At 70.4% G+C, this 13,368-nt stretch carries 10 protein-coding genes; 1 reads left to right on the forward strand and 9 read right to left on the reverse strand.

Annotated features, from left to right (window positions below):
- Window positions 1-41: 41 nt before the first annotated feature.
- The 7 genes from GON06_RS16260 to GON06_RS16290 all read right to left on the reverse strand — a co-directional run bounded on the left by GON06_RS16260 (window position 42) and on the right by GON06_RS16290 (window position 10,536).
- Complete coding sequence (locus GON06_RS16260) at window positions 42-950, reverse strand: DUF4380 domain-containing protein (RefSeq protein WP_157313362.1); 909 nt, start codon at window positions 948-950, stop codon at window positions 42-44.
- A complete protein-coding gene (locus GON06_RS16265; RefSeq protein WP_232528547.1) occupies window positions 950-3,904 on the reverse strand; it encodes a DUF5107 domain-containing protein in 2,955 nt (984 codons plus the stop codon). The genes GON06_RS16260 and GON06_RS16265 overlap by 1 nt, the downstream gene beginning before the upstream one ends.
- 82 nt (window positions 3,905-3,986) lie before the next feature.
- Window positions 3,987-6,092 (reverse strand): alpha-galactosidase, encoded by a 2,106-nt coding sequence (locus tag GON06_RS16270; RefSeq protein WP_157313364.1) that lies wholly within the window; start codon window positions 6,090-6,092, stop codon window positions 3,987-3,989.
- Window positions 6,089-6,970 carry a carbohydrate ABC transporter permease gene (locus GON06_RS16275; RefSeq protein ID WP_198346735.1) on the reverse strand — a complete coding sequence of 294 codons (882 nt, stop codon included), beginning with the start codon at window positions 6,968-6,970 and terminating at the stop codon, window positions 6,089-6,091. The genes GON06_RS16270 and GON06_RS16275 overlap by 4 nt, the downstream gene beginning before the upstream one ends.
- 1 nt (window position 6,971) lies before the next feature.
- Complete coding sequence (locus GON06_RS16280) at window positions 6,972-7,907, reverse strand: carbohydrate ABC transporter permease (protein ID WP_157313365.1); 936 nt, start codon at window positions 7,905-7,907, stop codon at window positions 6,972-6,974.
- The gene (locus GON06_RS16285) at window positions 7,904-9,187 is read right to left on the reverse strand and encodes an ABC transporter substrate-binding protein (RefSeq protein ID WP_157313366.1); all 1,284 of its coding nucleotides are present in this window, start codon (window positions 9,185-9,187) and stop codon (window positions 7,904-7,906) included. Before GON06_RS16285 ends, GON06_RS16280 begins: the two co-directional genes overlap by 4 nt.
- 26 nt (window positions 9,188-9,213) lie before the next feature.
- Window positions 9,214-10,536, reverse strand: a complete 1,323-nt coding sequence (locus tag GON06_RS16290) for a cellulase-like family protein (RefSeq protein WP_157313367.1) — start codon at window positions 10,534-10,536, stop codon at window positions 9,214-9,216.
- 94 nt (window positions 10,537-10,630) lie between these two features.
- Here GON06_RS16290 and GON06_RS16295 point away from each other — a divergent pair, with 94 nt between their 5' ends.
- Window positions 10,631-11,521 carry an AraC family transcriptional regulator gene (locus tag GON06_RS16295; protein ID WP_332837645.1) on the forward strand — a complete coding sequence of 297 codons (891 nt, stop codon included), beginning with the start codon at window positions 10,631-10,633 and terminating at the stop codon, window positions 11,519-11,521.
- On the opposite strand, the gene GON06_RS16300 is transcribed toward GON06_RS16295, so the two are convergent.
- Window positions 11,445-12,653: a sensor histidine kinase gene (locus tag GON06_RS16300; RefSeq protein WP_232528516.1), complete on the reverse strand. Its 1,209-nt coding sequence runs from the start codon at window positions 12,651-12,653 to the stop codon at window positions 11,445-11,447. The two genes, GON06_RS16295 and GON06_RS16300, sit on opposite strands and share 77 nt — an antisense overlap.
- Complete coding sequence (locus tag GON06_RS16305) at window positions 12,653-13,348, reverse strand: response regulator transcription factor (protein ID WP_157313368.1); 696 nt, start codon at window positions 13,346-13,348, stop codon at window positions 12,653-12,655. Before GON06_RS16305 ends, GON06_RS16300 begins: the two co-directional genes overlap by 1 nt.
- Between the last annotated feature and the right edge of the window lie 20 nt (window positions 13,349-13,368).

Consider the following 13,368-nt stretch of genomic DNA (forward strand, 5'->3'; position numbering starts at 1 on the left):
CCTACTGGGGCCCTTCGGCAGGCTCAGGGACCCAGGCAGGCTCAGTGACCTGCTCGGCCCAGCCCGCTCCAGCGGACCACGAGATCCACGTGGTCTCCCGGCTCCAGGGGACGGCGCGGTGACAGCGCCTCAAGCTCCACGTAGGCGGCGTCCGCACGGAGTCCGTCGAGTCCGGGGAGCGGCCCGTCGACCGGCGTCTGCGACCAGAGCTGGAACGGCGCCCCGTCCGGATAGCCGGCATCGCCCTGCACCGCGAAGGACATCGTGACGCCGCGCCCGTCGCCACGCACGAGCGACACCGCCCCGGTCGCGTCCGGGAAGCCGAGCTTGCCCACCGCGCGGGCGAACGGCACGACGATCCGCCCCGGCGCACGGTGCCAGCCGATCGTCCCGATCGGCGCGAACAGCACGACCGGATCCGCGGAACCCACGACACCGACCCGGATCCCCGCGGCATCCGATGTCACGTCCGTGTCGTCGAACGCGCACTGCGCGACGCTCCAGGCGGCCCAGGACGCCGGAGCATCCGACTCGTTCCGCACGGTGCTGGTGACCTCCAGCGCACCGGGTTCGACCCGCATCCGCCGCTCGATGCGAAGGCCCGTGGCCGGTTCGACCGCGCTGCGCAGGTGCACGACACGGTCGGACCGGTGGATCGCCTCATAGGGGCCGCCGTCTAGCACGCCGTCCGGTGGACCGGGCCAGCCGTCGCCGTCCCACCCCTGCGGGGCCGGCCAGGTCTTCTCGCCGCCCCAGTTGCGCCAGCGCGCGAAGCCCGCACCGAGCGGCGCGCGATCCGGCTCTCCTCGCGGGCGGAGGTCGTCGTCCAGCAGCGCGGGGTCGTGCCAGAGCACTTCCGCGCCGTCGAACCGCAGCGACAGCACGCGCCCGCCGAGATCCGGGGCGATCACCGCCGCGACGCCGGGGGCCTGCAGTTCGATGAGGGTCATCACTCGACGTCTCGATGGAACAGCATCGACTCGGGCAGGCTCGTCGCGAAGTAGTCGGTGCTGCCGTCCTCGTGCACGGCAGCGGGCGGGACGGCCATCGGCCGCTGCTCTCCGAGGTTCTCCGGCGGGTCGGCGACCGGCAGGCCGAGCGCGGCCCTGGCTGCGTCCCAGGCGGCGAGCACCCGCCCTTCCCCGCCCTCCCAGGGCTGGAAGCTGCGGGAGTCGATCCACTCCAGCGCCCCCTGCGGGTCGCCGGTCAGACGCAGCAGTTCCGCGTACGCGACGGCGAGGTCGTCACGCTGCGCGACGAGGTCCGCGGACGCACGCAGCCGGGCGAGGCGCTGCTCGGCGGGATGCCCGAGCTTCTCGGCCAACTGGTCCTGCTCCGACAGCAGCCGCGCGTCGTCAGGGGCGGCCGCGCGCGCCTGCTCGTATCGCGCCCAGGCGAGCGCGTCGTCGTGGGCGACGTTGTAGGCCGCCAGTCCGGCGTTGCGCAGCAGCACCGGGTCCTGCGCGCCGCCCGCGACCGCTCGCTCCCAGAGCACGGACGCCTCGACGCGGCGTCCCTCCTGGTACAGCAGTCTGCCGAGCAGGTCCGCGGCGACCGCGTCCTCCGGGTCGGCGCGGAGCGCCGCGACGAGCGCGTCGTGCACGTCGAGCCCCGCGGGGAACACCCAGCGGCGGTCCGCGCCGCGGGCATCCGACCGCGCCGCGGCAGCCTCGCCCGACCGACCGGATGCCTCCAGCAGGCAGGCGCGCAGGTAGTGGGCGATGGCCGCATGACCGCCCGTCGGCGTCGCGGGCGCGAGAGCCGCCTCCTGCAGCACCGACAGCGCGGCGTCCCGCTCGCCGAAGCGGGCGAGGTCGAGCGCGAGGTCGATCAGGCGACCGCCGTCCGATGGCAGCGTTCCCGCCGCCAAGTAGCGGATCAGGTCGTCCGGAATCCCGGCGGCCAGTTCCGCCGTGAGCACGTCCGCCGCAGCATCCGGGTCGCCGTCACGGCGAGCGAGCACGATGCGCAGCGCGGCGAGCCGCGGCTCCGAGCCGTCCGCCGCGGCGGCATCCCCATCGCGTCGCGCCTGCGCGACCAAGCCGTTCCGCGCCAGTAGACAGGCGCCTTCGAAGGCCGACGCGCGGTGCCAGGCGCCGTCCCACGACGCCCGGCCGAACGCCTCCGCGGCCTCTTCCGGCCGATCGAGGCGGATGAGCACCAGTCCGAGCAGGTAGTACGGCTCGGTATCGCGGAGCCGCTCGTTGCGTGCCGTCGCCCTGGCGATCGCGATGCGCAGGTGCTCCTCCGCCTCGGCATACGCTCCGCTGCGATACGCGCGCCAGGCGAGCGCGAGCCGCGTGCGGGAGTCGCCGGGGTCACGGCGGATCGCCTCCTGCCAGTACGGCAGCGGCGAACGGGTCGGATGCCGGTACTGCTCCAGATGCAGGCCGGTGAGATAGAGCTCGTCGACGCTGCCGGTCTCGGCCGGAGACGGCGGCACGGTCGCCAGCCAGGGCTCCTCCGCACTGCCCTCGAGCAGGCGCCACTCCAGCACGAGCCGGGTTCCGGAGCGCACCTCTACGCGCACGTCTGCGGCATCCGTCCCCTCGGGAAGCGCGAGACGGAACTCCGCGACCTGGCCTGGCGCCACATCGGCGGCGTCCGACCAGATCTGATCGCGCCCGACGAGTACGCGCACCGTCGCGGCCGTGGGGCGCGTCACGGCCAGACGGATGCCGGCGAAGCCGGGCTCCTCGAGCGACACGTGCAGCGCGGCGTCTTCGTTCGCCTGGTGCGCGATCCCGATCGCCGGGATCGGGAACCACACCTGGCGCATGCGCTTCACCTCGCCGGGCCGCAGCCAGGAGAAGTCCGGCTGGTTGTCGGTGTACACGCCGGCCATGAGCTCGACGTAGGGGCCGTCGGCGTCGGTGAGGTGCCGGTCCCAGGCGTGCCCGAACGGCGAGTCGCCCCAGGTCCACTGCTTCTTACCCGGCGAGATCCGCCGGTCGGCCCAGTGCACGACGCCCGCGCCGGCGGCGTGGTCGTACCCGCCGAAGAACTCGCCCTTCGTGTCGACCACCATGTACGACGTCGGCGCCGGGATGTTCGCGTACCGGTCGATGCGGTCGGCGCCGGGGCGCTCGGCCGCGGCCGCCGGGTAGTCCACGCCGTAGTAGGGACGGTCGGCCTGCGGGAACGCGGTGATCGCCCGCCGCGCGTGGTCGGCGACGAAGCCGACATCCTGAGGGAAGAACGACTGGTAGTCGTCGTGCACGCGCACGGCCGCGTTCGCCCACCACAGGAAGGTCTGCATCTGCTCGGTACGGTTGTGGAACCTGCCGAGGATCTCGACGACCGAGCGGTCGGCGTGCAGGCGGATGCCGTGGATGCCGGTCATCCGGGCGAACGGGTCGTGGTCGCGGCACCACACCGTCGCCGAGCCGTCGTCCCCGAGCACCAGGTCGGCGTCCGTCGGGAAGTAGGTGCCCGGCCTGTGGTGCTGCGGCCAGTTGAACTCGACGCCCCCGCTGATCCACGGACCGTCGAGGCCGACCAGTGCCGGCTTGATGACGTGGTTGCGATAGAAGAAGTCGTATCCGGTGGTCTTGTCGTACCCGGTGTAGATGCGCCCGCCGAGCTCGGGAAGCACCGTGACCCTGATGTACCGGTTCTCCAGGTGCACGGCCCGCCAGGCATGGTCCGTGGCTTCGCGGGCCACGCCTTCGACGAAGGGCATCGGATACACGCGCCCGCTCGAGCCCTGGTACACGCGGTTGTCCAGGTACATCGGGAAGCGCGAGGGCTCATCGGGCTCGTAGGTGGGCAGGATCAGGGTCGACTCCCACACGATCGCCTCGCCGGCGTCCAGGCGCGCCTGCAGCGCGGCGGGCGGGCGGGCCTCGTGCTCATCGCGCAGCTCGCGCACCTCGTCGTTCAGCGCTGTCTCCTCGCGGGGCATCTCCACGCGTCCTTCCTCTTCGAACCTTCTGCTCTGCGGGCACGGCCGACGGCGCCGCTGGGCGGCGTCCCGGCGTGCGATCTCACCCGACCGGGGTCAGCACCAGCACTTCCGCATCCGCCGCCCAGGCGAACGGAACCCGTACGCCGAGGGCTGTCGCGGAAGCCGCCGTCACGCGTTCGCCGGTCTGCTCCACCCGGTACACCCGGTCCGGGTCGAGACCCGCCGGGTGCACACGGGGTGTCTCGCGGTCTCTGCTGCGATCGCGATCGCTGTCGAAGACGAGCACCACCACGCGCGGGTCGTCCTCCGGACCGCGGAAGACCACGGTGTACAGGTCGTCGTGAGGTGAGCCGACCGTGCGGACCGTGCCGTCCTGGACCACCCGCCCGATGTCCTTGTGGACGGCGATCATCCGCCGCGCCTCCTCGTGCTCCTGCGCGGACCACCCCTGCAGGTCGGACCCGATGCCGAGCACCCCCGCCATCGCCACGGCGAACCTGTACCCCAGCGACACGGGCCGGCGATCACGATGCCCGGGATCGTCGGTCACCCAGGAGCTCATCGCCCAGGCGGGGTAGGCGCGCAGGAAGCCGTCCTGGATGACCAGCCGATCCCTCGCTCCCACCTGATCGCTGGGCCAGACCACGTCGGACAGCGCCAGCACGGCGTTGTCGATGCGTCCGCCTCCGCTCGCGCACGCCTCGACGATCACGTCGGGGAACTCCGTCCGCAGCATCCGCATGACGCGGTGATAGCCGCGGGCGTGCTGCACGGCCCACTCCCGGCCGTGCGGGTCGCCGGGCCGGCCTCCGTCGGAGACGGTCCTGTTCATGTCCCACTTGAGATAGCGGATCGGGGCGGAGCGCAGCAGCTCGCGCAGGGTGTGCTCGATCCAGCCGACGACTTCGTCGCGGCCGAGGTCGAGCACGTACTGGTTGCGCACCGTCAGCAGCGGACGGCCGTCGGCCCGGTAGATCCAGTCCGGATGCTCCGCGTACAGCCGGCTGGCGGGGCTGACCGCCTCGGGCTCGACCCAGAGGCCGAAGTCCATGCCGAGTTCCGACACGATGTCGGTGAGTCCGGTGAGTCCGTCCGGGAACTTCCGCGGGTCGGGACTCCAGTCGCCGAGTCCGCCCCGATCGTCGTCCCGGCCCAGGAACCAGCCGTCGTCCACCACGAAGGTCTCCACGCCGAGCGCAGCGGCGAGGCGCGCGAGCTCGGCCTGCTGGGCGACGTTCACGTCGAACTCCGTCGCCATCCAGGAGTTGTACACGACGGGCCGGTGCACCTCGCGCCGCAGGGTGCGCTGATACTCGTGCCAGAGCCCCGGCAACGCGTCCGCACCGTCGGCCGCGTACACGCCGAGGCTCTCGGGGGCGGTGAAGGACTCCCCTGACAGGAGCGTGACGGTCGTGGTGTCCTCGTCGATGCCCGCCGAGACCCGGACGTGCTCGCCCACGGCTCCGGCATCCACGTTGATCCGCCAGGAACCGCTCCAGGCGAGCGCCACGCCGTACGCCGGCGCCGTGCCGGCGCGCGGTGCGTGCTCGCCGTCATCGAGCCCGGTGACCGCGACGACGGGGCTGAACCGCAGCCCGGTGATGCCGTCCCGGCTGCCGATCGAGAAGGTGCCCCAGCTCAGGTCGATGCTGCGACGCTGGAACTCCCGCGCCCAGGAGCCGGCGAGGTAGTCGAGGCGGACGCGCTGCCCGACGGGCAGGTTCCATCCGGCCGAGAACGCCCGCGGCAGGGTGACCGCATCGGCGCCGCCGTTGCTGATCGTGATGCTGCGCGTGACGACGTCGTGCGCGCCCGACGTCCGATAGCGCAGCTGCAGCTGCAGCGCGCCGGACTCGTCGACCGCGGAAAGGACCAGTTCATCCCCGTCCGCCGCTTCAGACACGGTCGCCGTCGAGTCGAAGGACCAGATCGCACCCGTGCCGAAGTCCGCGCGTTCCACGCGCAGCTCGCTGAAGGCGGTGTGCCGCTGCCCTGCCGAGGCGTACTCGAGCGGCAGGACGTCCACCTCGGTGACGTGCCCGACGAGGCGGTCCGGCTGGGCGTACCGGGGCACCTCCCCGATGTCCGGACCCCAGTGGTCCAGCAGCACGTTGCGGCCGTCCTCGGTGAGGCTGATCACATAGCGTGTGCGCGCGGTGCGCAGCGTCCACTGGCCGCCGCTCATTTGCCCGATCCGATCGCGAGGCCCGAGACGAACTGCTTCTGGAACACGAAGAACACGATCGCCGTCGGGATGGCGGCGATCACCGCGCCCGCCGCGACCACGTTCCACTGGCTCACGAAACCGCCCTGGATGTTCAGCAGCTCCGCGGTGATCGGGAACTTCGACTCGGTGCGCAACACGGTCAGCGCCCACAGCAGGTCGTTCCAGATCCAGGTCGTCGCGAGTGCGGCGAGCGCGGCCAGCGACGGCCGGCACAGCGGAAGGGCGATCTGCAGGTAGGTGCGGATGGGGCCGGCGCCGTCGACCCGGGCGGCCTCGAAGATCTCCGCGGGGATGGAGCGCATGAAACCGTGCAGCACGAACGTGTAGAAGCCCAGACCGAACGCGACCTGCACGATGATCAGCGCGAGCAGCGTGTCGGCGATGCCGAGGCTCTCGCAGATGCGGGCCACCGGGATGAGCAGGATCTGCGGAGGCAGCAGGTTGCCCGCGAGCATGAGCAGCAGGATTCCTCGACGTCCGGGGATCTCGTGCCGGCTGAGCGCGAACGCCGCCCAGGACGCCAGCAGCAGCGAGAAGAACACCGTGAACACGGTGACGATCACGCTGTTCACGATCGCCTGACCGCCGCCCAGTCCCTGCTGGAAGACCGTCACGAAGCCGTCCAGCGTGAAGGACTTCGGCAGCGAGCCGAGGCCGTTCGCGGTGATGTCCCCGAAGGAGCGGAACGCCACGACGACCACGAACACCATCGGCAGGACCCAGAGGATCGCCACCGGCGACATGACGGCGTGGAAGACCCAGCTCCGCTTCTTCCTCCGGCGCGGAGCCGGGGCCGCGGTCGCCGCGACGGCAGGAGGCGCGAGAGTCGTGCTCATGTCAGTCCTCCTCCTTCGACGCCCGCACGAGGTATCCGATGATGAACAGGATCGCCAGCAGGAAGATCACCACGGCGATCGCGGATCCGTAGCCGAGGTCGACCACGCTGAAACTGGTCTGATACATGTAGGTCGACAGCAGCTGCGTGGAGTTGTACGGCCCGCCGCGCGTCATCGACCACACGATGTCGAAGGTGCGCAGCGAATCGATGACGGTGACCGCGAACACGATCGCGCTGACGCCCTTCAGCTGCGGCATCACGATGCGCCAGAACCGCTGCCAGGGGCTCGCGCCGTCCACCGCCGCTGCCTCCTCGAGCGCCGGATCCACGCCCTTCAGACCCGCCAGGTAGAGCACCATGATGTAGCCGACCTGCCGCCAGACCGCGGCGATGAGGACCGCGTACAGCGCGAGGTTCGGGTCGGCCAGCCACTGCCGCTCCCAGCTCTCCAGGCCGATCGCGCCGAGGATCGTGTTGACCGCGCCGTCGGGCTGGTAGAGCAGCCGCCAGAACAGTCCGGTGACCGCGAGTGAGAACACCATCGGCAGGTAGATCGCGCTGCGGTAGATGCCGACGCCCCGGCGCGGCTTGTTCAGCACGACGGCGAGCAGCAGGCCGAGGGCGACGGATGCCCCGCCGAACCCGACCACCCAGATGATGTTGTTGACGAGGGCGGTGCCGAAGACCGGGTCGGTCATCAGGTTCTGGAAGTTCTTCAGGCCGATGAACTCCGGCGCTCCGGCGCCGTTCCACTTCGTGAGGGAGATGTAGAAGCTGTTGGCCGCGGGCCAGAAGACGAGCCCTAGTTCGACGGCGAGGGGGATCAGCAGGAACGCCCACACCAGTGCCGGCACGCGCCGTGGTCCCCGGCGCGGCCGTCCGGTCGTGATCAGCGCCGTGGCATCGTCCACCCGGCCCGCGGTCAACGTGGTCATGAGTCGAAGACTCGCTGTGCCGCCGCCTGCCAGTCCTTCAGGATGGCGTCGACGTCCTTGGGCTGGGCCAGGAACTTCGTCAGCGCCGTGTCCGCCGTCGTCTGAAGGGCGTCCGACGAGTCGCGGTTGAAGAACTGGGTGATCTGATCCGTGCTGTTCAGCATCTCCAGCCCCTTCCGCACCAGCGGCGAGAACTTGCTGGTGTCGACGTCGGGTGACGTCGGCAGGTTCGAGGACTTGGACGCCTCGATGAACTGCTGCTGCGACTCGGGACTCGCCAGGTACGCGAGGAACTCCTTGGTCGCCTTGGGGTCCTTCGTCTTCGAGCTGGCGAAGTAGCCGTCGGTGGGCGCCTCCTCGGCGCGAGGGATCGACTCGTCGATCACCGGGACGGTGAAGAAGTCGAGGTCGTCGGGGTCGCCCTCGGTGATGTTCTGACTGATGAACGCGCCGGTGAGGTACATCGCGTCCTTGCCCTGCACCAGCGGGGTCACCGCATCCTGCCAGGCGTAGGACGCCATGTTCGGGTCGAAGTACGGCACCAGCTGCGCGTAGTACGACATGGTCTTGCGCACCTCGGAGCTGTCGAAGGAGTGCTTGCCCGCGAGGAGCTCCTTGTGGAAGTCGGCTCCGTTCACGCGCAGGTTGAGGATGTCGAACCAGCCGGAGGCCATCCACGGCGTCGAGCCGATGCCGTTGGCTAGGGGGTTGATGCCGTCCTTCTTGAGCCTGTCGCACAGCGAGATGAACCCGTCCCACGTCGTGGGCGGCTCGACGCCCCATTCCTTGAACTTCGACTTCAGGAAGAACACGCTCCACCAGTAGTAGTTGGTGGGCATGAAGATCTGCTTGCCGTCGTCGGAGGTCGAGAGGTCCTTCAGCGCCTTCGAGTAGCCGGATGCCGCACCAGAGCCCTCCCACATGTCGGAGATGTCCAGCAGGTAGCCCTTGCTGGCGTAGTCGCGTGCGACCGAGCCGGCGTACCAGGTCAGCACGTCCGGCGGGTTGGCCGAGGTCAGGTACGTAGACAGCTGCGCGCGGAACTGCTCGATCGCGACCGTGTTCAGCGTGACCTTGCCGCCCTTGTAGTCGGACACGAGCGACTCGAGTGCCGCCTTCGGCGCAGGATCGGAGAGCGAGGACTGCAGCACGATCCCATTGCCGCCGCCTCCGCCGCCACCGGTCGATCCGCCCGTCGCGCAGGACGACAGGACCATCGCCCCCGCGCCCAGTGTGCCCAGCAGAAAACCGCGCCGGGACATCTCCCACTTGTCTGCCATGATCGTCCTCCTCGACGATGACCGGATCACCGCGGTGTCCGGGTTCGGATGAACAACTCGTTGCACTCCTGCTGGAGTGCGGTCTCGCCCCACATCGGGTGGTGCGGAGCGGCGTTCGAGCACACGATCGTGCCCCAGGCCCCGACCCGCGCCGATTCGGCGACGGCGAACCGGCAGTACGCCGCGCCGACCGGCCCTTCCTCGAACCAGCTGTGCAGCGGCGTGTATCCCACCCAGCCCTCGCCGAAGACGAGGGGCACGCCGCGCGCCGCAGCGGCGTCCGCCGCGACCTCGAGCCAGATCGACAGCACCCGGTGCATCTCCACACGGTGGCTCTCGTACCGCTCGTACAGGTAGCGGTCGAACGCCTCGGCGTCCATCCAGTCGTGCATGAAGATCTCGGGCTTGCCGACGATCGTGGCGTCCATCTTCCACGCATGCTCGGCGGGGATCACCCACGACGTCGCCTCCGGGGCACCGGGGCGCAGCAGCCCTGCGCGCTCGACCTCCGCACGGGGGAAGTCGGCGAGCGAGCCGCGCAGGTCGAACGCCTCGGTGACCTCGTTCAGCACGCCGTACACGTACGGGTGCACCACGATCACATCGGCCTCGGCCGGGATCGCACGCATGGCGCCGACCGGCACCCGGGAGTAGTTGACGGTGACCGGCACCTCGGGCTGCAGGTCGTGGAACCGCCGGATGCCGCGGCTCAGGCGCGGTTCGATCGCGATGACCCGTGCGGTCTCGTCCACCGCTTCCAGTCCGTCGGTCAGGTGGCCGGTGGTGACCTCGTTGTGCAGTTCGACGAACGCGATCCGGTCGTCGAGGCCGTGCTCGGCGAGGAAGTCGATCATCGCGGAAAAGGACTCGGCCAGCCGTTCGGCGCGGTCCTCGGGGTCGACCGCGTCGAGTGCGCGCCACCAGCGGTCATCGGTCGAGAAGGATGCGGACTGCTGGTACTCCCACGACGAGAGGATGACGAACAGACCGTGCCGCCGGCACGCCTCGAACAGCTCCACGAGCTTGGCGCGGCCGTCGAACCGGGTCGGCGACTTCACGTCGTACCAGCGCACCCCCTGCGCGTACTCGCCGCCCAGCCGATCGAGCGAGACCTCCGCGGTGTCCAGGCCCGAGCCGAACAGCAGGAACGGCATCGCGCAGATGCGGATCGTGTTGTATCCGCGTTCCACCGCCGCGGCGGCTGCGGCGTCCAGATCCTGGAACGGCTCTCCCTCTCCAGTGCGGACGTACCAGGAGAAATCCCACAGCGTGATCGTGAGGGCTTCGGGAAGATGCTCGGCAGGAGGACGAGGTGAATACCGGGTGTTTTCACTGTCGACGGTGACCATACCGGAAGACTAGGCAGCATCGGCTGCCGCCGAGAATGGGCGTTCCTCCGAAGAACCTGGACGATACTCTGATCTACCCGGTAAAGTTCGAGCCGTGCTCGTCCGCGATGGATTCCCCGGCCAGCGCCTTCGGGTGCTGCCCCAGCCGATCGTCGCCGCCGCGCTCGCAGCGCCGATCACGCAGCGGCTGCTGGTGACGGATGCCGGCTACTTCCCGCATGCCGCCGCCCACGGCCGGGTGCGGCCGAAGGGCGCGCTGGAGACCATCGTGATCATCTGCACCGCCGGGAGCGGCAGGGTGATCGTCGAGGGCCGGCCGCATCCCGTCGGCGCCGGCGACGCCGTCCTGATCGCGGCCGGACGGCCGCATGTCTACCTGGCCGATCAGGACGATCCGTGGAGCATCTGGTGGATGCACGTGTCCGGCAGCGACGTCGCCGAGCTGCTGCCGCCGGATTCCGGCACTCCGGTGCTGCCGCTGCACGACGTGTACGCGGCGACCGGGCTGATCACGCAGGTGGTCGAGAAGCTCGACGTCGATGACACGACGGCGTCGCTCTACGAGGCGTCGGGCGCGGCCTGGCAGCTGCTGGCGCACCTGGCCGCCGATCGACTGCGCGGGGGAAGCGTATCTGGTGATCGGGTGCGCGCCGCGACGGCGTTCCTGCGCGAGAACCTCGCGAGGCCCGTCACCGTGCCCGAGCTCGCGGCGATGGCGAACCTCAGCCCCTCGCACTTCGCCTCGCTGTTCGCGCAGACGACCGGGCTGGGCGTCATCGAGTACCTGACGCGGCTGCGTAGCGCCAAGGCCCGCGAGCTGCTGCTGACCACGCGGATGAGCATCCAGGACATCGCGCGGGCCGTGGGCTACACGGATCCCTATTACTTCTCCCGGCAGTTCCGCCGGATCAACGGGGTGTCCCCGCGGGCGTTCCGGGCGGAGCACCGGGAGCAGGAGATCCGGCATCCGGCTCCGTCGGCATGAGGACGTTCATCCGGAATCCGTCGTCGGTGCGCTCCGCGTAGACGTCGCCGCCGTGCGCGCGGGCGAGGCCGCGCGCGATCGCGAGGCCGAGGCCCGCGCCGGAGGCCACGGGGTCGGCCGGGCCGGCCGCCCGCGCCGAGTCCTCGCGCCAGCCCACCTCGAACATGCGGTCCAGATCCTCCACGGCGACGCCGGCGCCGTGGTCGAGGATGCCGAGCACGAGACGCCCGCCGTCGATCTCCGCCGCGGTGATCAGCACCTCGGTGCCGGCGGGCGCGTGCCGGATGGCGTTGGTGAGCAGGTTGACGACGATCCTCCCGAGTTGGTGCGGATCGGCCCAGAGCACGTGCCCCTCGACCCCCGCCTGCACGATCCGCACGTCGTGCTCCAGTGCCGCAGCACGCACGTCGGCCACCGCGTCCGAGACGATGTCGAGCAGGTCGACCTGCTCCGTGCGCAGCCGCACCGCCCCCGAGGTCAGCTTGGAGAGCTCGAACAGGTCGTCCACCATGCGGCTCATCGTGTCGATCTGGGCCCGCACCTCGGCCGCGTACCGCTCCGGGTGCGAGGAGGCGCCGTCCTCGATCGCCTCGGACAGCGCACGCACCGCCGTCAGCGGGGTCCGCAGGTCGTGCGAGATCCAGGCGAAGAAGCGCCGGCGGGCGGAGTCGAGCTGCTCGAGCTCCTCGCGGGCCGCGTGCAGCCGGGAGGAGACGTCCGCGAGCTCTGTGGAGAGATCGTCGAACTCTCGCATCCCGTGCGTCTCCGGGACGACGACGGCCTCCTCCCCCACCCGTCGCACCGCCGCGGAGAGCCGCGACAGGCGGTGCCGCGCGATGCGCGCGACCACCCAGGCGGCGGCGAGGCTGAACAGCAGCGAGATGCCGATCACCCACACCAGCACGCTGAGGTCATGCGGTGAGATGTACATCTCAAGGGAGATCGCCAGCACCGACACCGTCATCGACACGGCTGCGACGGATGCCAGCACGAGCAGCTGTACGAGCAGGGTGCTGCGGCGCATGCCGCGCAGCACGAGCAGTCCGATGACCGAGACGACCGCCGTGCACAGCAGGCTGGTGCCGGCGATGAGCAGGATGTCGACCGCACCGAGTGGCATCATCTCCGGCATCAGGCTGCGCTCCCGGTGACAGAGAAGCGGTAGCCCGCGCCCCACTCGGTGTGCAGGTACCGCGGCTCACGCGGATCCTGCTCGATCTTCTCGCGCAGCCGGCGCACATGAACCGTGACCGTCGACGCATCGCCGACCGTCCACCCCCACACCTCGCGCAGGATCTCCTCGCGTGGCAGTGTGCGGTCGGGATTCCCGACCAGGAACACCAGAAGCTCGTACTCGCGGCCGGTCAGCGAGATCTCGGATCCCCGCACGCGAGCCCGGCGCCTCGCCGCGTCGATCTCGAAGTCGCCGGCGGTGAAGGCGGCCTGCGCCGGCGACGCCTTCGTGCGGCGCACCAGGGCGTCGGCGCGCAGCAGCAGCTCGCGCAGCGCGAACGGCTTGGGGACGTAGTCGTCTGCGCCGGACTCGAGTCCCTCGATGCGCTGCTCCACCTCGCCGAGCGCGGTGAGCATCATGATCGGCACGTCGCTGCGTGATCGGATGTCGCGGCAAAGCTCGTCACCGCTGATGCCGGGCAGCATCCGGTCGACGATCACCAGATCGGGCATCCGCTCCCGCAGCGCCTGGCTCGCGGCGACCCCGTCGCCGTAGGCGTCGACGGCGTAGCCGTGCCGGCCCAGGTAGTCGTGCACCGCGCCGCGCACGGTGGGGTCGTCCTCGACGACCACGACGCGGTTCGGCTGCTCCATGTCGACAACGCTAATCGCGC

The sequence above is a fragment of the Microbacterium sp. MAH-37 genome (assembly GCF_009758255.1).
Classification (GTDB): domain Bacteria; phylum Actinomycetota; class Actinomycetes; order Actinomycetales; family Microbacteriaceae; genus Microbacterium.